At 74.2% G+C, this 19,236-nt stretch carries 19 protein-coding genes; 7 read left to right on the forward strand and 12 right to left on the reverse strand.

The annotated features are described in order from the left end of the window. Nucleotides 1-32: 32 nt before the first annotated feature. A complete protein-coding gene (locus IE106_RS18345) occupies nucleotides 33-455 on the forward strand; it encodes an organic hydroperoxide resistance protein (RefSeq protein WP_189535357.1) in 423 nt (140 codons plus the stop codon). 280 nt (nucleotides 456-735) lie between these two features. Here IE106_RS18345 and IE106_RS18350 read toward each other — a convergent pair whose 3' ends face one another. Then, a complete protein-coding gene (locus tag IE106_RS18350; protein ID WP_373295959.1) occupies nucleotides 736-1,890 on the reverse strand; it encodes a serine hydrolase domain-containing protein in 1,155 nt (384 codons plus the stop codon). 63 nt (nucleotides 1,891-1,953) lie between these two features. On the opposite strand from IE106_RS18350, the gene IE106_RS18355 reads away from it, so the two are divergent. Continuing rightward, on the forward strand, nucleotides 1,954-2,769 hold the full coding sequence (locus tag IE106_RS18355) for an EI24 domain-containing protein (protein ID WP_189535359.1): 816 nt from the start codon (nucleotides 1,954-1,956) through the stop codon (nucleotides 2,767-2,769). An 8-nt stretch (nucleotides 2,770-2,777) separates the two neighbouring features. On the opposite strand, the gene IE106_RS18360 is transcribed toward IE106_RS18355, so the two are convergent. From IE106_RS18360 to IE106_RS18370, 3 genes are all read right to left on the reverse strand, one after another. After that, nucleotides 2,778-3,500, reverse strand: a complete 723-nt coding sequence (locus tag IE106_RS18360; RefSeq protein WP_189535361.1) for a carbon-nitrogen hydrolase family protein — start codon at nucleotides 3,498-3,500, stop codon at nucleotides 2,778-2,780. 7 nt (nucleotides 3,501-3,507) lie between these two features. Beyond that, nucleotides 3,508-4,791 carry a PA0049 family protein gene (locus IE106_RS18365; protein WP_189535363.1) on the reverse strand — a complete coding sequence of 428 codons (1,284 nt, stop codon included), beginning with the start codon at nucleotides 4,789-4,791 and terminating at the stop codon, nucleotides 3,508-3,510. Between the two features lie 63 nt (nucleotides 4,792-4,854). Then, the gene (locus tag IE106_RS18370; RefSeq protein WP_189535366.1) at nucleotides 4,855-5,439 is read right to left on the reverse strand and encodes a TetR/AcrR family transcriptional regulator; all 585 of its coding nucleotides are present in this window, start codon (nucleotides 5,437-5,439) and stop codon (nucleotides 4,855-4,857) included. A 593-nt stretch (nucleotides 5,440-6,032) separates the two neighbouring features. Here IE106_RS18370 and IE106_RS18375 point away from each other — a divergent pair. After that, entirely contained in the window at nucleotides 6,033-8,465 is a 2,433-nt protein-coding gene (locus tag IE106_RS18375) for a beta-glucosidase family protein (RefSeq protein WP_189535368.1), read from the forward strand. Between the two features lie 27 nt (nucleotides 8,466-8,492). Here the strand turns inward: IE106_RS18375 and IE106_RS18380 are convergent, their stop codons facing one another. Together IE106_RS18380 and IE106_RS18385 are read right to left on the reverse strand one after the other, a co-directional pair. Beyond that, nucleotides 8,493-9,431: an aldose epimerase family protein gene (locus tag IE106_RS18380; protein ID WP_189535371.1), complete on the reverse strand. Its 939-nt coding sequence runs from the start codon at nucleotides 9,429-9,431 to the stop codon at nucleotides 8,493-8,495. Between the two features lie 10 nt (nucleotides 9,432-9,441). Next, on the reverse strand, nucleotides 9,442-10,314 hold the full coding sequence (locus tag IE106_RS18385) for a GDSL-type esterase/lipase family protein (RefSeq protein ID WP_189535894.1): 873 nt from the start codon (nucleotides 10,312-10,314) through the stop codon (nucleotides 9,442-9,444). A 310-nt stretch (nucleotides 10,315-10,624) separates the two neighbouring features. Between IE106_RS18385 and IE106_RS18390 the strand changes: the two genes are divergently transcribed. Continuing rightward, a complete protein-coding gene (locus IE106_RS18390) occupies nucleotides 10,625-11,119 on the forward strand; it encodes a DUF3145 domain-containing protein (RefSeq protein ID WP_189535373.1) in 495 nt (164 codons plus the stop codon). Nucleotides 11,120-11,220: 101 nt separating this feature from the next. Here the strand turns inward: IE106_RS18390 and fabF are convergent, their stop codons facing one another. From fabF to fasR, 5 genes are all read right to left on the reverse strand, one after another. Next, complete coding sequence (gene fabF, locus IE106_RS18395) at nucleotides 11,221-12,483, reverse strand: beta-ketoacyl-ACP synthase II (RefSeq protein WP_189535375.1); 1,263 nt, start codon at nucleotides 12,481-12,483, stop codon at nucleotides 11,221-11,223. A 66-nt stretch (nucleotides 12,484-12,549) separates the two neighbouring features. Then, nucleotides 12,550-12,798, reverse strand: a complete 249-nt coding sequence (locus tag IE106_RS18400; protein ID WP_168437731.1) for an acyl carrier protein — start codon at nucleotides 12,796-12,798, stop codon at nucleotides 12,550-12,552. Nucleotides 12,799-12,880: 82 nt separating this feature from the next. Then, nucleotides 12,881-13,882: a ketoacyl-ACP synthase III gene (locus tag IE106_RS18405; RefSeq protein WP_189535377.1), complete on the reverse strand. Its 1,002-nt coding sequence runs from the start codon at nucleotides 13,880-13,882 to the stop codon at nucleotides 12,881-12,883. 23 nt (nucleotides 13,883-13,905) lie between these two features. After that, nucleotides 13,906-14,829: an ACP S-malonyltransferase gene (locus IE106_RS18410; protein WP_189535379.1), complete on the reverse strand. Its 924-nt coding sequence runs from the start codon at nucleotides 14,827-14,829 to the stop codon at nucleotides 13,906-13,908. Between the two features lie 89 nt (nucleotides 14,830-14,918). Next, the gene (fasR, locus tag IE106_RS18415) at nucleotides 14,919-16,103 is read right to left on the reverse strand and encodes a fatty acid biosynthesis transcriptional regulator FasR (protein WP_189535381.1); all 1,185 of its coding nucleotides are present in this window, start codon (nucleotides 16,101-16,103) and stop codon (nucleotides 14,919-14,921) included. Between the two features lie 60 nt (nucleotides 16,104-16,163). Between fasR and IE106_RS18420 the strand changes: the two genes are divergently transcribed. Next, nucleotides 16,164-16,844 (forward strand): pirin family protein, encoded by a 681-nt coding sequence (locus IE106_RS18420; protein ID WP_189535383.1) that lies wholly within the window; start codon nucleotides 16,164-16,166, stop codon nucleotides 16,842-16,844. On the opposite strand, the gene IE106_RS18425 is transcribed toward IE106_RS18420, so the two are convergent. Continuing rightward, the gene (locus IE106_RS18425) at nucleotides 16,841-17,668 is read right to left on the reverse strand and encodes a serine hydrolase domain-containing protein (protein WP_189535386.1); all 828 of its coding nucleotides are present in this window, start codon (nucleotides 17,666-17,668) and stop codon (nucleotides 16,841-16,843) included. The two genes, IE106_RS18420 and IE106_RS18425, sit on opposite strands and share 4 nt — an antisense overlap. A gap of 67 nt (nucleotides 17,669-17,735) precedes the next feature. Here IE106_RS18425 and IE106_RS18430 point away from each other — a divergent pair, with 67 nt between their 5' ends. Beyond that, the gene (locus IE106_RS18430; protein WP_189535388.1) at nucleotides 17,736-18,206 is read left to right on the forward strand and encodes a MerR family transcriptional regulator; all 471 of its coding nucleotides are present in this window, start codon (nucleotides 17,736-17,738) and stop codon (nucleotides 18,204-18,206) included. Beyond that, nucleotides 18,203-19,222 (forward strand): aldo/keto reductase, encoded by a 1,020-nt coding sequence (locus tag IE106_RS18435; protein WP_189535389.1) that lies wholly within the window; start codon nucleotides 18,203-18,205, stop codon nucleotides 19,220-19,222. Before IE106_RS18430 ends, IE106_RS18435 begins: the two co-directional genes overlap by 4 nt. Nucleotides 19,223-19,236: the final 14 nt, after the last annotated feature.

Consider the following 19,236-nt stretch of genomic DNA (forward strand, 5'->3'; position numbering starts at 1 on the left):
GAGTCGCGGCGCATCACAGGAGGAACCTCTACATGTCCATCCAGCAGTCCGACGTCCTGTACACCGCGACCGCCACCGCCGAGAACGGGCGGGACGGCCGCGTGGCCACGGACGACGGGACGCTCGACGTGGTCGTCAACCCGCCCAGGGAGATGGGCGGCTCCGGTGCGGGCACCAACCCGGAGCAGCTCTTCGCCGCCGGCTACAGCGCCTGCTTCCAGGGCGCGCTCGGCGTGGTCGCCCGCCAGGAGAACGCCGACGTGTCCGGCTCGAAGGTCACGGCGCAGGTCGGCATAGGGAAGAACGACGACGGCTTCGGACTCATCGTGAAGATCTCCGCGACGATCCCGAACGTCGACGCCGCCACCGCCCGGGACCTGATCGAGAAGGCCCACCAGGTCTGCCCGTACTCCAAGGCGACCCGCGGCGACATCACGGTCGAGCTCGCCGTCTGACGCCCCGGGGCACGCGCCCCGGCCGGCCCCTCGGGGGCCGGAGCGGAAGGCACCGCCCGCAGGGCGGGAGGGGCCGCATCCCGATCCCGGGGTGCGGCCCCTCGCCGTACGCGGCCGTGCTCGCCGTGCGGGTCCTCGCCGTACGCGGCCGTGCTCGCAGGGTGGGCGCTTGCCGGGCGGGTCCCCGCCGTACGACCGCGCTCGCCGTACGACCGCGCTCGCCGTACGACCGCGCTCGCCGTACGGGCGCGCTCGCCGTACGGGCGCCGCACCGGCGGCGTCAGCGGGTGGCCGCCCGGTGGACCGCCGCCACCAGGCGCTCGTTCTCCGGCGCCGCGCCGCCCGGGAAGGCGTACCGCCGCCGCGCGTACCCGTACGCCAGCCCCGCCCGCGGATCGGCGAAGGCCTGCGAACCGCCCGCCCCGCTGTGCCCGAACGACCCGGCACCCAGCCACGGGTAGGGCAGCGTCGGGTCCTGGAAGCCCAGCACGAACGACCGGTGCGCGCGGGCCACCACGTCGAAGCCGCACGAGTGGACCTGCCCGACCTCCGCGAGCGTGTCCTCCTCCAGCAGCGGCGGCCGCCCGTCCAGCACGCCGATCGCCGCCGCGTACAGGCCCGCCAGCCCGCGCGCCGACGCCACGCCGCCCACCGAGGCCGGCCCCTTGGCGCGCACCAGCCGGGAGTTCGGCAGCGACTCCAGGTCCGTCGGCTCCCCGCCGTGCCGGTTTCCGGCGATCGCCGCCAGCGTGTGCGGTCCGTCCGGCGCGGCCTCCAGCACCGCGCGCTGCTCCCGCGTCGGGTCCATCGGCAGCAGGGACCTGAACCGCGGCTCGTGCTCCTCGGGCAGCCCCAGGAAGAAGTCCAGCCCGTACGGCTCGCGGATCCGCGCCGCGTACACCTCGTGCAGGGTCCGCCCCGTCGCGCGGAACACCACCTCGCCGGTCAGCGCCCCGATGTTCAGCGTGTGGTACCCGAACGCGGCGCCGGGACGCCAGTACGGCCGCTGCCCCGCGACCCGCTCCGCCACCACCCGGTCGTCCGCCAGCTCCGCGAGCGTCAGCCCCGCCTCGGCGCCCACGACGCCCGCCTGGTGCGCCATCAGCTGCCGCAGCGTGACCTCCCCCTTGCCGCCCGCCGCGAACTCCGGCCAGTAGTGCGCCACCGCCCGGTCCAGGTCGAGCACGCCCTCCTGGACGAGCAGCGCCACCACCAGGTGCGCGGCGCCCTTCGTGGAGGAGAACACCCCGAAGAGCGTGTCCCCGTCCGTGTCCGGTCCCGCCCACAGGTCGACGACCCTCCGCCCCCGCACGTGGGCGGCCAACTGGCCGGCGTAGTCCGGCCGCTCGTCCGCGACCACGGCCTCGAAGGCCTCCCGCACCTCCTCGTACCCCTCGGCGACGAAACCCCGTACGGCGTTCGACATCCCAGACATTCGTGTCCCTCCCGAAGCGATGGTGGCCAGAGACTAACCACACCGCCCCGATAGGGTGACCCCATGCGTGATCTTGGCAAGGGATTCGGCTTCCTCCTGCAGGGCCAGCGGTGGGTGGGCCGGCACGGCCGCTGGTTCGGGTTCGGGCTGCTGCCCGGCCTCGTGACGCTCGTCCTGTACGCCGGCGCACTGGTCGGCCTCGCCTACGGCGCCGACGACCTGACCGCGTGGGCGACCCCGTTCGCCGACGACTGGTCGTCGCCCTGGCAGGGCCTGTTCCGGGGCTTCCTCACCGCCCTGGTCTTCGCCCTCGGCCTGTTCCTCGCGGTGATCACCTTCACGGCGGTGACGCTGCTGGTCGGACAGCCCTTCTACGAGTCGCTCTCCGAGGAGGTCGACCGCTCCGAGGGCGGCCGCGTCCCGGAGTCCGGCCTGCCGTTCTGGCGCGAACTGTGGATCTCCGCCCGCGACAGCGTGCGCATCGTCCTGCGCGTCGCGTTCTACGGCGTCCTGCTGTTCGCCCTCGGGTTCGTCCCGGTGATCGGCCAGACCGTCGTCCCCGTGCTCGGCTTCTGCGTCTCCGGCTACTTCCTCACCGAGGAGCTGACCGCCGTCGCGCTCCAGCGCCGCCGCCTCCCGCTGAAGGAGCGGCTGCGGCTGCTGCGCGGCCGCCGCATGATGGCCCTCGGTTTCGGCGTGCCCCTGACCCTCGCGTACCTGGTGCCGTTCGTCGCCGTCTTCCTCATGCCGGGAGCCGTCGCGGGCGCCACCCTGATGGCCCGCGAACTGGCGCCGGACCCCGAGGACGAGCCGCGCCCCGAGCCCGCCGCCGGACCCGGAACGCCCTCCTCCGCCCCGTACGGGCTCCACAAGGACTGACGCCCCCGCTAGCCGACGTCGGCGCGCACCAGCCCCGGCTCGACCGGGTCCGCCTCGGCCAGCACCCCGCCGTCCGGGTCCCACACCGCGCTGCGCCCGCAGCCGGTCCAGGGCCCGGCGGCGCCCACGTGGTTCGCGAGGACCACGTGCAGTCCGCCCCGCCGGGCGACGTCCGGGTAGACCGTCGCCCGCTCGCGCACGCCGTCGCCCGTCCCGTACAGGGAGCTCGCCAGGTACACCTCGCAGCCGTCCGCCGCCGCCCGCTCGGCCAGCTCGGGGAAGTGGCTGTCGAAGCAGGTGGCCAGGGCGAAGCGGCAGCCGTCGAGGGTGAACCGCCCGTCGACGGCGCCCGCCGCGAACACCTCGCGCTCCGCCTGGTACAGGTGCTGCTTGTCGTAGCGCGTGAGCGTCGCCCCGTCCGGGCCGATCACGTACGAGGTGAGGTACGGCAGCCGCACGCCCGGCTCCCGGCCCGGCGCCGGCCCGTTGACGACGGCCGCCGCGCCGACCGCGCGGCACGCCTCCCGCACCGGGTCGAGGCGCGGGTCGTCGGCGGTGACCCACAGGCCGGGGTCGGCGGCTATGAGCTCCGGTTCGTAGCCGGTGAGGGCCAGTTCCGCGAAGACGACCACCCGCGCCCCGGCCGCCGCGCGGACCAGCCCCGCCATCGTCCGGACGTTGGCGCCGACGTCCCCGGGAACGGCGCTGAACTGACCTGCTGAAACGATCATGCGGTGATTATCCCCGCCCGGCGCGCGCCTCTCCGGCCGCGACCGCGACGATCGCGCGGACCTGCGCCGTGATCGCCGCCCGGTTCCGCAGCAGCTCCGGGTCCTCGACCGCGTCCGTGTTCCCCGCCCCGAACCGCAGCACCGGCGTGTGCACGTGGCCCCCCGGCAGCCCCGGCAGGCCCAGCCGGTCACGCAGCAGCGTGGCCCGGTAGGCGATCTCGTTCGAGAGGTAGTCGCCGCCCCCGCCCGCGCGGGCCGCCGAGCCCGGCGTCGGCCCGTCCGCCCGGACCACCGGCTCGCTCCCGCCCGCCGGGACCTCGGTCACCTGCGTGTTGTCGTACACCGGGAACGGGCCCGTGCCGGCCGCCGCGATCGCCGCGTACGGCAGGCTCGTCACCGTCCACTGCGGACGCGTCGCCGGGTCGTCGACCGGTACGGGGCCGGTCGCGGAGACGTTCTCGTTGTCGGGGAAACCGCCCCGCCAGGCGCCGTTGAACCGCTCCACGTCGAAACGGCCCACCCGCCCCTGGCTCACCGTCGTGAACAGGTCCACGCGCGGCAGGTGCGGCCGCAGCGCCCGCTCCACCGCGCCGTCCGCGAAGTCCCGCCAGCGCACCGGGAAGACCACCGCCTCCACCCGCGCCCACCCGCCGTCCGGCGTGCGCACCAGCGTCCCGTCCAGGGCGAGGGCCGCCGCCCCCGACGGGTTGCCGATCCGGATGTCCCGGTCCAGCGTGAACGGGTCGAACCCGGTCATCAACACGCGCTTCACGCCCCGCCCCCGGGGGAAGCCGACCGCGTCCTGGCCGCGCGAGGACGACTCCAGCCTCTCCAGCAGCAATCGCCGCGCCTCCCGCGGAAGCCCCGACCGGGCCTCCCACGCGCGCAGTTCACGTGTCATGCCGAGCCGCGCCCAGTACAGCGGCCGGTCGTCGTCCCGCGCCAGGTCGCCGCCCGCGGGCCCCCGGCCCTGCGCCCGGTCCACGGCCCGCCGCCACAGCGCCGCGCCGTGCCGCACGACGACCCGCTCGGCCTGCGCGTACGACTCCGCGCCGCGCAGCGCGGCGGCGAACCGGGGGGCCGCACCGTCGAACCCGGAGCGCCGCAGGATCTCCCGCGGCACCTCCCGGTCGAGGCGGGCCTCCTCGACGGTGGGGGCCTCCTCGACGGCGGGAGCCTGCGCGGCGGCCGTCCCGGCGGCGGAGGCGGGCGCGGGGGACGCGCCGAGGGAGAGGGAGGTGACGACGGCCGCGAGGGTCAGGCCGAGGGCGGTGGTGCGTATCCGTGACACGGGAGTCCTTCCGTCGGGTGCCGGCAGTATCCCGGCCCTCCCGCAACTCCCGCCACCACGCGCCTACTTTCCTTCCTCCACCCCCAGCAACCCCAGGAAGTCCCGGAACGCCGCCGCCATGTCGACCGCCTCCGGATCCAGCAGCCACTGGTACTGCAAGCCGTCCAGCATCGCCGTCAGCAGCGGCGCGGCCCGTTCCGGGGTGAGCCCACCGGGCAGCCGCTCGCCGAACTCGGCCCGCAGCACCCCCGCCATGTCCGCCCGTACGCGCGCGTAGCGGCGGGTGAAGAAGTCCCGCGCCGGATGGTCGTCCGTGACGCTCTCCCCGAGCAGCGCCGAGAACGTCTGCACGACGCCCGGCCGCATCGCGTTGTAGTCGACGAGCGTCGCCAGCAGGTCCAGCCGCCAGGCCGCCCGGCCGGTCGCGCCGCTGCCCCCCGTGTCCCACCGGTCGCGCTCCTCCAGCACCGCGACGAGCAGGGCGGCCTTGTTGGGGAAGTGGTGCAGCAGCCCCTGCTGGGTGAGACCCGCCCGCTCGGCGACCGCCGCGAGCGACGCGCCCCGGTAACCGCGCTCGGCGATCACCTCGAACGCCGCGCGCAGGATCTCCGCGCGCCGCTCCGCGCTCCTGGGCCTGACAGGCGTCATGCGGTTCGCTGGTCCCTTCTTTTTTTGGCTCGTTGCGCCTCCGGGGCGCTTTGAGCGGGTGTCGACAGGCCGAACGTGCTCGGCCCTTCGTTCCTCAGGGCCTCCGCGCGATCGGCCTGTCGACACCCGCGCGCCCCTTCGGCTCCACGAGCGGCCCATGTGGGCACCCTCCCCCTCCCCGGGGGCGGTCCAGCCGACACCCGCGTCCCTTCGGCTCCACGAGCGGCCCAACACGGCGCCCTCCCCCTCCCCGGGGGCGGTCCAGCCGACACCCGCGTCCCTTCGGCTCCACGAGCGGCCCAACACGGCGCCCTCCCCCTCCCCGGGGGTGGTCCAGCCGACGCCCGCGCGCCTTCGGCTCCGTGGATGGCCGAAGGGTACTCGGCGCCCTCCCGCATCCTTGCCCCTCGGTTCCGCGAGCGGGGCACGGGGTAGCCGACCCCCGCCCTCCCGCGCGCCCTTCGGTTCCCCGGCCTGTGGGACAGGACCGTACGGCATCCGGTCGAACGCTGCATCACGAACAGGTAACAACGCCTACCGTTCGTCAGGCACCGGTTCACCATGGACGCCACCCGGCGACAGGAGGGACCGGCATGACGGCCGACGAAGCGGTGGAGGCGGCGCTGGGCGCGCTCGATCTGGAGACCAAGGCCCGGCTCCTGGCCGGACAGGACATGTGGACCCTTCCGGCCGTCCCCGCGATCGGCCTCGCGTCGCTCGTCATGTCCGACGGCCCCGTCGGGGTTCGGGGCGTCCGCTGGAGCGCCGACGACCCGTCCGTCACCCTGCCGTCCCCGACCGCGCTCGCCGCCTGCTGGGACCCCGGCCTCGCCCGCCGCGCCGGCCGGCTCCTCGCCCAGGAGGCCCGCCGCAAGGGCGTGCACGTCCTGCTCGCCCCCACCGTGAACCTCCACCGCTCACCGCTGGGCGGCCGCCACTTCGAGGCGTACAGCGAGGACCCGTACCTCACCGGCGAGATCGGCGCCGGCTACGTGCGCGGTGTCCAGGACGGCGGGGTCGCCGCCACCGTCAAGCACTTCGTCGCCAACGACGCCGAGACCGACCGCTTCACCGTCGACAACACCGTCCCGCCCCGCGCCCTGCGCGAGCTGTACCTCGCCCCGTTCGAGGCGATCGTCGAGCGCGCCCGCCCCTGGGCCGTCATGGCCGCGTACAACCAGGTCAACGGCGTCACGATGACCGAGCACCGGCACCTGCAGAACGAGGTGCTGCGCGAGGAGTGGGGCTTCGACGGGGTCGTCGTCTCCGACTGGTTCGCCGCCCGCTCCACCGCCGGGGCGCTGCTCGGCGGCCTCGACGTCGCCATGCCCGGCCCGCACACCGTGTACGGCGAGGCCCTCGCCGCCGCCGTGCGGGCCGGGGACGTCGACGAGGAGCGGGTCGACCGCGCCGTACGCCGCGTGCTGCGCCTCGCCGCCCGCGTCGGCGCCCTGGACGGCGCCGCACCGGCCGTCCCGAAGCCGCCGGAGCCCCTCGACGGGGAGGCCCTGGCCCGCGAGATCGCCCACCGCTCCTTCGTCCTCGTGCGCAACACCGGCGACGTCCTGCCCCTCGACCCCGCCCGCACCCCCCGCATCGCCCTCGTCGGCGCCGCCGCCCGCGCCGCCCGCGTCCTCGGCGGCGGCTCCGCCCAGGTCTTCCCCGCCCGCACCGTCTCCCCGCTCGACGGCCTCACCGCCGCCCTGCCCGAGGGCACCACCCTCACCTACGCCCCCGGCGCCGACCTCTCCGACGAACCGGAACCCGCGGGACCCGGCTTCACCCTGCGCGCCGTCTGCCGCGACGCCTCCGGCACCGTCCTCGCCGACACCCCGCTGCCCTCCGGCCAGATCCAGTGGGTCGGCACCGACCTGCCCGCCGGGGTCACCCACGAGGCACTGCACAGCGTCGAGGTCACCGGCACCTTCACCCCGCGCGAGAGCGGCGACCACGGCTTCGGCACGCGCGGCCTCGGCCCCCTCACCCTCACCGTCGCCGGGCGCGTGCTGTACGACGGGGTGCAGGAGGCGGGCGCGGAGGGCGACCCGTTCGAGGCGTTCGCGGGCGCCCCCGCCGAACGCGGCACGGCGCACCTCACCGCAGGGAGGCCCGTCGAGGTGTCCCTCCGCCACACCGTCGGCCACGACCGCTCCGCGCCGCTGCCCGCCGTCGTCCTCTCGCTGCTGCACCGCCCGCCCCGCCGCGACCCCGACGCGCTGATCGCCGAGGCCGCCGAGGCCGCCCGCGCCGCCGACACCGCGATCGTCGTCGTCGCCACCACCGAACGCGTCGAGTCCGAGGGCTTCGACCGGTCCGACCTGCGGCTCCCGGGCCGCCAGGACGACCTCGTCCGCGCCGTCGCCGCCGCCAACCCCCGCACGGTCGTCGTCGTCAACGCCGGGGCGCCCGTCGAGATGCCCTGGCGAGACGACGTGGCCGCCGTGCTCCTGACCTGGTTCCCCGGCCAGGAGGGCGGCGCCGCGCTCGCCGACGTCCTCCTCGGCGCCGAGGAGCCCGGCGGCCGCCTGCCCACCACCTGGCCGGCCGCGCTCGCCGACGCCCCGGTCACCGCCGTCACCCCTGTCGACGGCGAACTGCGCTACGACGAGGGGCCCTTCATCGGCTACCGCGCCTGGGACCGGGCCGGGGGCCCCGCGCCCGCGTACCCCTTCGGCCACGGCCTCGGCTACACCACCTGGGAGTACGAGTCCCTGGCCGTCACCCCCACCACGGCCCGGGTCCGGGTCCGCAACACGGGCACCCGCCCCGGCCGCGAGGTCGTCCAGCTGTACGTCGCCCCCCGCGCCGACCTGGTCGACCGCCCCGCCCGCTGGCTGGTCGGATTCGGGGGCGCGCAGGCCGCGCCCGGCGCCTCGGCGGAGGTGGAGATCCGGCTGGCGCCCCGCCTCTTCGACCTCTGGGACGAGGACGCCGGCACCTGGACCACCGTCCCCGGCCCGTACGAGATCCGCGCCGGCCGCTCCCTCGCCGACATCCGCCTCGCCGTCACCCTGGAACTCGACTGACGCCCCGCCGGACGGCGAAACGGCCGGTCAGCGCAGGCCGAAGCCGTACCGCGTCTCCGACGTGAACACCTCGCCCGGCCGGAGCACCGTGCTCGGGAACTCCGGCCGGTTCGGGGAGTCCGGGAAGTGCTGCGTCTCCAGCGCGACCCCGCCCAGGTGGTCCGGCGCGTACACCTGGAGCCCCGGCTCCGTCGTCCACACCGTCACCACGCGGCCGGTCGCCGGCGCGTACAGCTCCGCGACCGGCTCCGCGCCGCCGGGCGCGTCCAGGACGAAGTTGTGGTCGATGCCCGTGCCCGCCGGCCGCGAGGAGCGGAAGTCCAGCCGCGTGCCCTCCACCGGGGCCAGTTCGCCGGTCGGCGCGCCCGTCCCGTCCAGCGGGGTGAACCGGCTCGCCGCGACACGCAGTTCGGGGGCGCCGCCGAGGTCCCAGTACGTGTGGTTGGTGAGGTTCACCACCGTCGGGGCGTCCGTCACCGCCTCGTACGCGATCCGCAGCGCCCCGTCCCCGTCGAGGCGGTACGTCGCGGACACCTCCAGCCGGCCCGGGAACCCCTCCTCGCCGTCCGGGCTCACCCGCGACAGCCGTACGCCGCCGTCCGCCTCCCGCGCCTCCCACACGCGCTTGTCGAAGCCCCGCTCACCGCCGTGCAGGCTGTGCGGCCCGCCGTTGCGCGCCAGCCGGTACGTCCGGCCGTCCAGCGGGAACACCCCGTCCCGGATCCGGTTCGCGTACCGCCCGACGAGCGCCCCGAAGTACGGCTCGGGCCGCTCCTCGTACCCGGCCACCCCGTCGAAGCCCAGCACGACGCCGGCGACCGCCCCGTCCCGGTCCGGCCGCTCCACGGACTGCACGATCCCGCCGTACGTCAGGATCCGCGCGCGGGTCCCGGCCCGCTCCAGCGTCCAGCGGTGCACCACCGTGCCGTCGGAGAGCCGGCCCCACTCCTCAACCCCTGTGATCATGCGCCGGAGCCTACGCGGGGGGCCGCGCGGCCGTGACGGTGCGGTGGGCGATCTCCGCCAGCCGCCCCTGCCCGTCCCGGCTCGGGTGGAACACGTCCCAGGGACTCAACTGCGTCTCGTCGAAGGCGTACGCGAAGACGGCACCCCCGTCGTGCCGGCACCGCTCGTCGCGGGCGCACACGTCCCGCAGCACCTCGTTGTACGCGACGACCCGCTCCCGCACCCGCGCGCGGCGCTCCTCCGCCGCCGGGCCCAGGTCGTGGGCGTCGGCCAGCATCGACGCGCAGACGCCCATCCGCCACACCCGCCGGCCCACCGGGTGCTCCCGCCCCGTCGACCACAGCCGCCACAGGTCCGGGACGCTCGCCACGTACACCTGGGTGCGGGGCGACGCCCGCCGCAGCCGGGCCATCGCCGCCTCGAACGACGCCCGGAAGTCCGCGACCGGCGTCATCAGGTCGACGGACGGCCGGCAGGCGTCGTTCGCACCGACCATCACCGTCACCAGGCCGGGCTTCCTCCCCGCCGCCAGGGCCATCTGCTCGGGCAGCTCGGCGACGCGCGCCCCCGACCGGGCCAGGTTCCAGCTGCGGGACGCCAGCGCGGGTGCGCCGAGCAGTCGCAGCGCCAGGCTGTTCACCCGGGTGTCCGAACCGGTGGCCCACGACACCGTCGGACAGTCCGTCAGCAGCCCGCAGGCGTCGAAGCCGCGCGTGATGGAGTCGCCGACCGCGGCGACGGAGGCCGGCCGCGGGTCCCACAGGGGGGTGGGGGAGGGGCTGGGCCGCACCGGAGTGGGACGTCGTACCGCGTCCGCGGCGTTGCTGCTTTCGGGGGACGTGACGCACCCGGTCAGCGTCGCACCGCAGATCAGCGCCGCCACCGCCGCGCGGGCGGCACCGCGGCGGAAGCGGCCGACGCCGGGCGCGGGGGCGGGAGCGGCGAACGCGGGCGCGGAGGCGGCCTCCTGGCGGGTGAAAGCTTCGTGTCGACGGGCCACGGGACCGACCGTACGTCATCCCAAGCGCCCCGGCGCACGATAGCTTTTCCCCGTCGAACCAGAGACGCCTGGCCGACCGGCTCCGGTAAATTACATCACGTCACGAGCTGTCCCTTTTGCGGAGTTTCGCTCCCGATGCTGTTTACTGAGGCCGCTGGGAAAAGGCGAACCTCGTCCCACACTGGAGGTCCCGGTGACGACACGTGGAGTCCTGTACGTCCACTCCGCGCCGCGCGCGCTGTGCCCGCACGTCGAATGGGCGGTCGCGGGGGTGCTCGGCGCGAGGGTCCAGCTCGACTGGATCCGGCAGCCGGCCTCACCGGGCACCTGGAGAGCCGAGTTCTCCTGGCAGGGCGAACCGGGCACCGCCTCCCAGCTGGCCTCCGCCCTGCGCGGCTGGCAGATGCTGCGCTTCGAGGTGACCGCCGAACCCTGCTCCACCGCCGAGGGGGAGCGCTACAGCGCCACCCCCGACCTGGGCATCTTCCACGCGGTCATCGGCATCCACGGCGACATCATGATCCCCGAGGACCGGCTGCGCGCCGCCCTGGCCCGCTCCGCGCAGGGCGAGACCCTGCTGGAGGCCGAGGTCGCCAAGCTCCTCGGCAAGCCCTGGGACGACGAGCTGGAGCCCTTCCGGTACGCCGGCGAGGGCGCCCCGGTCCGCTGGCTCCACCAGGTCGTCTGAGCCCCGCGAGGCCTTCCGGCCCCGGTTCTCCGGCCTTCCGGCACGCGAAGAGGCCCCCGCCCATCAGGGCGGGGGCCTCCTCACGTCGTGCGGGCGCGCGGTCAGACCGTGCGGAAGGCGAGGACGACGTTGTGGCCGCCGAAGCCGAACGAGTTGTTGATCGCCGCGATCGTGCCCTCGGGCAGCGGACGGGGCTCGTCGCGCACGATGTCCGCGTCGACCTCCTCGTCCAGCTCGTCGACGTTGATGGTCGGCGGGGCCGTGCGGTGGTACAGCGCCAGGACCGTCGCGACGGTCTCGATGCCGCCGGCGCCGCCCAGCAGGTGGCCCGTCATCGACTTGGTCGCGGAGACCGCGACGTGGTCGAGGTCGTCGCCGAGGACCTTGCGCAGCGCCTTCACCTCGGCGACGTCACCCTGCGGCGTCGACGTGGCGTGCGCGTTCAGGTGCACGACCTCCGACGGCTTGAGGTCCGTCGAGTCCAGCAGGTTCTGCAGGGCGGCGGCGATGCCGCGGCCGGTCGGCTCGGGCTGCGCGATGTGGTGGCTGTCGGCGGACAGTCCCTGGCCCAGCGCCTCGCAGTACACGCGGGCGCCGCGCGCCGCGGCGTGCTCCGCGGACTCCAGGACGACCACGCCCGCGCCCTCGCCCAGCACGAAGCCGTCACGGGCCTTGTCGTACGGGCGGGAGGCCTTCTCGGGCTCGTCGTTGTTCTTGGACATCGCCATCATGTTGGCGAACGCCGCGACGGGCAGGGGGTGGATGGCCGCCTCGGTGCCGCCCGCCACGACCACGTCGGCCCGGCCGGTGCGGATCATCTCGATGGCGTAGCCGATCGCCTCGGCGCCCGACGCGCACGCCGACACCGGGGTGTGCACGCCCGCCTGGGCGTTCACCTCCAGGCCGACGTTGGCGGAGGGGCTGTTCGGCATGAGCATGGGCACCGTGTGCGGGGAGACCCGCCGGGCGCCCTTCTCCTTCAGTACGTCGTACTGGTCGAGCAGGGTGGTCACGCCGCCGATGCCGGAGGCGATGACGGAGCCGAGCCGCTCCGGGGTGACCTGCGCGTCCTCACCGGCGGGGCCGGAGAAACCGGCGTCCGCCCACGCCTCACGGGCGGCGATCACCGCGAATTGCGCGGAACGGTCCAGCTTGCGGGCCAGCGGCCGCGGCAGGACCTCCAGCGGGTCGACGGCCACGCGGGCCGCGATCCGGACGGACAGGTCGGCGAAGCGCTCGTCCTCGAGGGGCGCGGCGCCGGAGCGCCCGGCCAGCAGTCCCTCCCAGGTCGAGGCGGAGTCGCCACCCAGCGGTGTGGTTGCGCCGATACCGGTGACGACCACGGTGCGATTGGTCGAGCTCACAGGAATTCTTTCTCCACGTGTATGAGGTAAGCGTGAATACGGCGCCACCGCCGGGTGGCGGACCGATCAGGCCTGGTGCTTGAGGATGTACTCGGCGGCGTCGCGAACCGTCTTGAGGCCCTTGACGTCCTCGTCCGGGATCTTCACCGAGAAGCGCTCCTCGGCGGCGACGACGACCTCGACCATGGACAGGGAGTCCACGTCCAGGTCGTCCGTGAAGGACTTGTCCAGCTCGACGTCCTCGGTCGGGATGCCGGCGATCTCGTTGACGATCTCGGCGAGACCTTCGACGATCTCTTCCAGGGTGGCGGCCATGTGGCGCTCCTTCAGTGTGTAGCTCTGTGCTTGTCAGAGGATGTGATGGCGTTCCGCCCGGTACGGAGACCGGAACGGCTGCCTAGGGGAGGGTAACGACCGTCGCGGCGTAGACGAGTCCCGCCCCGAAGCCGATGACGAGCGCGGTGTCACCGCTCTTCGCCTGCCCGGTCGCCAGGAGCCGCTCCATCGCGAGCGGGATCGAGGCGGCCGAGGTGTTGCCGGTGGTCTCCACGTCGCGGGCGACCGTGACGTGCTCCGGCAGTTTCAGCGTCTTCACCATCGAGTCGATGATCCGCATGTTGGCCTGGTGCGGGATGAAGACGTCCAGGTCGGCCGCGGTGATGCCGGCCGCGTCGAGCGCCTGCTGGGCGACCTTGGCCATCTCGAAGACGGCCCAGCGGAACACCGCCTGGCCCTCCTGCGTGATGGCGGGGAACCGCTCCACCGTGCCGTCGCGGTAGTCCGTCCACGGCACGGTCTGCTTGATGGTCTCGGACTTGTCGCCCTCGGAGCCCCAGACGGTGGGGCCGATCTCCGGCTCCTGGGACGGGCCGACCACGACCGCGCCCGCGCCGTCGCCGAACAGGAAGGCCGTGGCCCGGTCCTCCAGGTCGGTCAGGTCGCTGAGCCGCTCCACGCCGATGACGAGGACGTACTCGGCGGAGCCCTCGACGACCATGCCCTTCGCGAGCGTCAGCCCGTAGCCGAAGCCCGCGCAGCCCGCCGAGATGTCGAACGCGGCCGGCTTGCTCTGCGTGATCTGGTCGGCGATCTCGGTGGCGACGGCCGGGGTCTGCTTGAAGTGCGACACGGTGGAGACGACGACGCCGCCGATCTGCTCGGGGCTGACCCCGGCGTTCGCGAGGGCCTTGCCCGCCGCCTCGACCGACATTGCGGTCACGGTCTCCTCGGGCGACGCCCAGTGGCGGGTCGCGATGCCGGAGCGCGAGCGGATCCACTCGTCCGACGAGTCGATCTTCTCGAGGATCACCTCGTTCGGCACGACCCGGGTCGGACGGTAACCGCCGACACCCAGGATGCGCGCGTACGGGGCGCCCTTGCTGGGCTTGATCTTCGCCATGCTCTACGGCTCCTTGCTCCGGTTCAGGAGGCGGCGCCTGCGTGCTCGGCGATGAGCGCGCGTGCCGCGTCGAGGTCGTCGGGGGTTTTGAGCGCGAGCGCCTTGACACCGGGCAGGGCCCGCTTGGCGATACCGGTCAGTGTGCCACCCGGGCACACCTCGACCAGCGCGGTCGCGCCGAGCCGCTGGAACGTTTCCATGCACAGGTCCCAGCGGACCGGGTTCGCGACCTGGCCCACGAGCCGGGTGACGACGTCGGCACCCGTGGCGACGGTCAGCCCGTCCTTGTTGGACACGTAGACGACCTTCGGGTCGGCCGGGGCGAGGCCCTGCGCGGCCTCCTCCAGCTTGGCCACGGCGGGCGCCATGTGGTGCGTGTGGAACGCGCCGGCGACCTGGAGCGGCACCACGCGGCGGACGCCCTCGGGCTTGTCCTCCGCCAGCGCGGCCAGCTGCTCCATGGTGCCGGCGGCGACGATCTGGCCGGCGCCGTTGACGTTCGCCGGGGTCAGACCGAGCTTCTCCAGGTGCCTGGTGGTGACCTCCGGGTCCCCGCCGAGCAGCGCCGACATGCCGGTGCGGGTCACGGCGGACGCCTCGGCCATCGCCAGGCCGCGGGTCCGCACGAGACGCAGCGCCGCCGTGTCGTCGAGGACGCCCGCGAACGCGGCGGCGGTGATCTCACCGACGCTGTGGCCCGCGACGGCGTCCGGGACGACCTCGCCGAGCGCGGCGGCGGAGAGCAGGCCCGCGGCCACCAGCAGCGGCTGGGCGACCGCCGTGTCGCGGATCTCCTCCGCGTCGGCCTTCGTGCCGTAGTGGATCAGGTCCAGTCCGATGGCCTCCGACCAGGCACCGACGCGGTCGGCGGCGCCCGGAAGATCGAGCCAGGGAGTCAGGAAGCCGGGCGTCTGAGCGCCTTGGCCGGGAGCGACGAGTACGAGCACCCTCACACTCTCTCTTGTGGACGGTCCCGTACGCCCGTGGGGACTAGGACGAAGAACCGTCGGGTGAATTGTTGATCCCCCACAAAAACCTAGGACTGTGTCTCGCTGTCGGCCAGACGCCCCAGGATCAGGGCGATCCGCAGCGTGAACGCCGACCGTACATCGGATGGTGACCAACCCGTGACATCGGTCACACGTCGGAGCCGGTAGCGCACGGTGTTGGGGTGCACGAAGAGCATCCGGGCAGCCCCCTCGAGGCTACTCGCCTGCTCCAGGTACACGCTCAGAGTCTCCAGGAGAGCCGATCCGGCCTCCTCCAGCGGTCTGTAGATCTCCTCCACCAACTGCTCGCGCGCGGAAGGGTCCGACGCGATCGCGCGCTCCGGCAGCAGATCGTCCGCGAGGACCGGCCGGGGGGCGTCCTGCCAGGCGGAACACGCCTTCAGACCGGCCGCCGCCGCCTGCGCGGACCGGGTCGCCGCCAGCAGGTCCGGCACCACCGGACCGGCCACGACGGGCCCGGCCGCGTACGGGCCGATCAGCGACTTCGCCACGGCCAGCGGGTTGTCGCTGCCGCCCGCGATCACCACGAGGCGGTCGCCGAGCACCCCGGTGAGGACCTGCAGCTTGGCGTGGCGGGCCGCGCGGCGGATCGCCTCGACGGTCAGCTCGCTGTCGCCGTCGGGGGCGGTGCCGAGGATCACGCACACGTGCTCCGGCGAGTTCCAGCCGAGGGCGGCGGCCCTGCTGACCGCGCCCTCGTCGGCCTCGCCGGACAGCACCGCGTTCACGACGAGGGACTCCAGCCGCGCGTCCCACGCGCCGCGCGCCTCGGCGGCCTGCGCGTACACCTGCGCCGTCGCGAAGGCGATCTCCCGCGCGTAGACGAGCAGCGCCTCACGGAGCACGGACTCGTCACCGGGGGCGGCGACCTCCTCGATCGCCGACTCCATGACCTCGATGGTCGTGCGGACCATCTCGACGGTCTGGCGCAGCGTGATCGCCCGGGTCAGCTCGCGCGGCGCCGTGCCGAACACGTCGGTGGAGATCGCCTGCGGGGCCTCCGGGTGCCGGAACCACTCGGTGAACGCGGCGATGCCGGCCTGCGCCACCAGACCGATCCAGGAACGGTTCTCCGGGGGCATCGCCCGGTACCACGGCAGCGTCTCGTCCATGCGGGCGATGGCGTTGGCGGCGAGCCGCCCGGAGGACTGTTCGAGTCGCTTGAGGGTCGCTGCGTGCGGGTGGGCGTCGTTCACTGCGGGATCAGGCACGGGACAAGACTGCCTTATCGGGACGGCGGCCCGCCCGGGCGGTCTACCGTTGGGTCCGTGATGTCCATACACAGGGCCGGGGACCGCTACCCGGGCGGCGACCCGGACGCCGGGATCGAGACCCGGCACGCCTTCTCGTTCGGCCCGCACTACGACCCGGACAACCTCCGCTTCGGCGCGCTCGTCGCCTGCAACGAGGAGCGGCTCGCACCGGGCGCCGGCTTCGACGAACACCCGCACAGCCACACCGAGATCGTCACCTGGGTCGCCGAGGGCGAGCTGACGCACCGCGACTCGGCCGGGCACGCGACCCTGGTCCGCCCCGGCGACGTCCAGCACCTGCGCTCCGCGGGCGGCGTCCGGCACGTGGAGCGCAACGACGGCGCGGCGCCGTTGGTCTTCGTGCAGATGTGGCTCGCCCCGCTGGAACCCGGCGGCGACCCGTCCTACACGCTCGTCCGCGGCCTCGCCGACGCCACCCCCTACGCGGTGCCCGCCGCGGGCGCGGTCCTCCACGTGCGCCGCCCGGACGCGGGGGAGCGCACCGCCGTCCCGGACGGGGACTTCGTGTACGTGCACGTGGTGCGCGGCGCCGTCCGGCTGACCGGCGACGGTGAGGCGTGGGAGCTGTCGGCGGGCGACGCGGCCCGGATCACCGACGCGCGGGGCGTGCGGCTGACCGCCGCCACGGCCGCCGAGGTACTGGTCTGGGAGATGGCCCGGTCGACGCCGGCCCGCTAGGCGCCGCCGCCCCGGCGCAGCTCGGCGAGCACCGCGTCGGTGAACGGGGTCCACGCCTCGACCGCCCACGGCCCGAAGGCCCGGTCCGCCAGCGCGACACACGCCGCCCGGGCGTCCGGGTCGACCCACAGGAACGTACCCGACTGCCCGAAGTGCCCGAACGTCCGCGGCGACGACGAACCACCCGTCCAGTGCGGCGACTTGCCGTCCCGGATCTCGAAGCCCAGCCCCCAGTCGTTGGGCCGCTGGTGCCCGTACCCGGGCAGGACACCGGTCAGGCCGGGGTGGACGACCGTCATCGCCTCCAGCACCGTCCGCGCGTCCAGCAGCCGGGGCGCCTGCACCTCCGCCGCGAACCGCACGAGGTCGTCGACCGTCGACACCCCGTCCTTCGCGGGCGAACCCTCCAGCGTCGTCGCCGTCATCCCGAGCGGCTCCAGCACCGCCTGGCGCAGGTACTCCGCGAACGGGATGTCGGTGGCCTTCGCCACATGGTCCGCCAGGACCTCGAACCCGGTGTTCGAGTAGATCCGCCGCGTGCCGGGCGCCGCCATCACACGGTGCTCGTCGAAGGCGAGCCCCGACGTGTGGGCGAGCAGGTGCCGCACGGTCGAACCCTCCGGTCCGGCCGGCTCGTCCAGCTCGACGGCGCCCTCCTCGTAGGCGACGAGCACGGCGTACGCGGCCAGCGGCTTCGTCACCGAAGCGAGCGGGAACCGCTGCGCCGTGGGCCCGTGGGCCCCCGCGAGGGTGCCGTCCGCGCGGACGACTGCGGCGGCCGCGGTCTGCACGGGCCAGTTCTCGATCATCGCCAGGCTCTGCATGCCGATGAGGGTACTTGCTCGACGCGGCGCTTGCTTCGAGTGCGCTCGAAGGTCCTAGCGTGGGGGCATGACGGTGATCGAGAGCACTCCGGCGGCCACCGGGACCACCGATGTCTGCGCTGCCGCACCGCCCAGCCACCCCCGCCCCGACGGACAGGACCGCTACACCATCAGCGAGGTCGCCGCCTGGACCGGCCTCACCGCCCACACCCTCCGCTGGTACGAGCGCATCGGCCTGATGCCCCACGTCGACCGGTCCGCCACCGGCCAGCGCCGGTTCACCAACCGGGACCTGGACTGGCTGACCCTGGTCGGCAAACTGCGGCTGACCGGCATGCCCGTCGCGGCGATGGTGCGCTACGCCGAACTGGTCCGCGCGGGCGACCACACCTTCGACGAGCGGCGCGAACTGCTGGAGACCACCCGCCGGGACGTCCTGGCCCGCATCGCTGAACTCCACGAGACCCTCGCCGTACTCGACTACAAGATCGACATCTATACGGGCGCCCGACCGGCGCCGGAAAGGGCTGCACGATGACCTCCGGACAGACGATCCCCCAGGTACGGCTCGGCGCGACGGGCCCCATGGTCGGCGTCCAGGGCCTGGGCGCCATGGGCATGAGCGAGTTCTACGGCGACACCGACGAGGCCGCCGCCCGCGACACGCTCGACGCCGCCCTCGAAGCCGGCGTCACCCTCGTCGACACCGCCGACATCTATGGGCGCGGGGCCAACGAGGAGTTCCTCGCCCCGTTCGTCGCCGCCCACCGCGACGAGATCACCCTGGCCACCAAGTTCTCCGTGGTCCGCACCGACGACCCCTCCTACCGGGCCGTCCGCAACGACCCCGCCTACATCAAGTCCGCCGTCGAGGGCAGCCTGCGCCGCCTCGGCGTCGACGTCATCGACCTCTACTACATGCACCGCCGCGACCCGGCCGTGCCGCTCGCCGAATCCGTCGGAGCCATGGCCGACCTCGTACGCGAGGGCAAGGTCAAGCACCTGGGCCTCAGCGAGGTCACCGGGCAGGAACTGCGCGAGGCCCACGCCGTCCACCCCATCGCCGCCCTGCAGTCCGAGTGGTCGCTGTTCTCCCGCGACGTGGAGCAGAGCGCCGTCCCCGCGGCCGTCGAACTGGGCGTCGCGCTCGTGCCGTACTCCCCGCTCGGCCGAGGCTTCCTCACCGGCGCGTTCGCCGACGCCTCCAAGGACCTCGCGGAGGGCGACTTCCGCCGTTCCCAGCCACGGTTCTCCGGGGACAACGCCCGCCGCAACGCCGCGCTCCTCGAACCCGTCCGCTCCATCGCCGCCGCCCACGACGCCACCCTCGCCCAGATCGCCCTGGCCTGGGTGCAGCAGCGTGCGGCCGTGCACGGTCTGGCCGTCGTCCCCATCCCCGGCACCCGCAAGCGCAGCCGGCTCCTGGAGAACACCGCCGCCGTCCGCATCGTCCTCACCGACTCCGAACTCGACCTTCTCGAACCCATCGCCGCCCAGGTGGCCGGCAGCCGCTACTCCGACATGTCCCTCACCTCCGCCGCCCGCGAGAACTGACCCGTCCGCACCCA

The sequence above is a fragment of the Streptomyces roseolilacinus genome, from assembly GCF_014649335.1.
Lineage (GTDB): Bacteria > Actinomycetota > Actinomycetes > Streptomycetales > Streptomycetaceae > Streptomyces > Streptomyces roseolilacinus.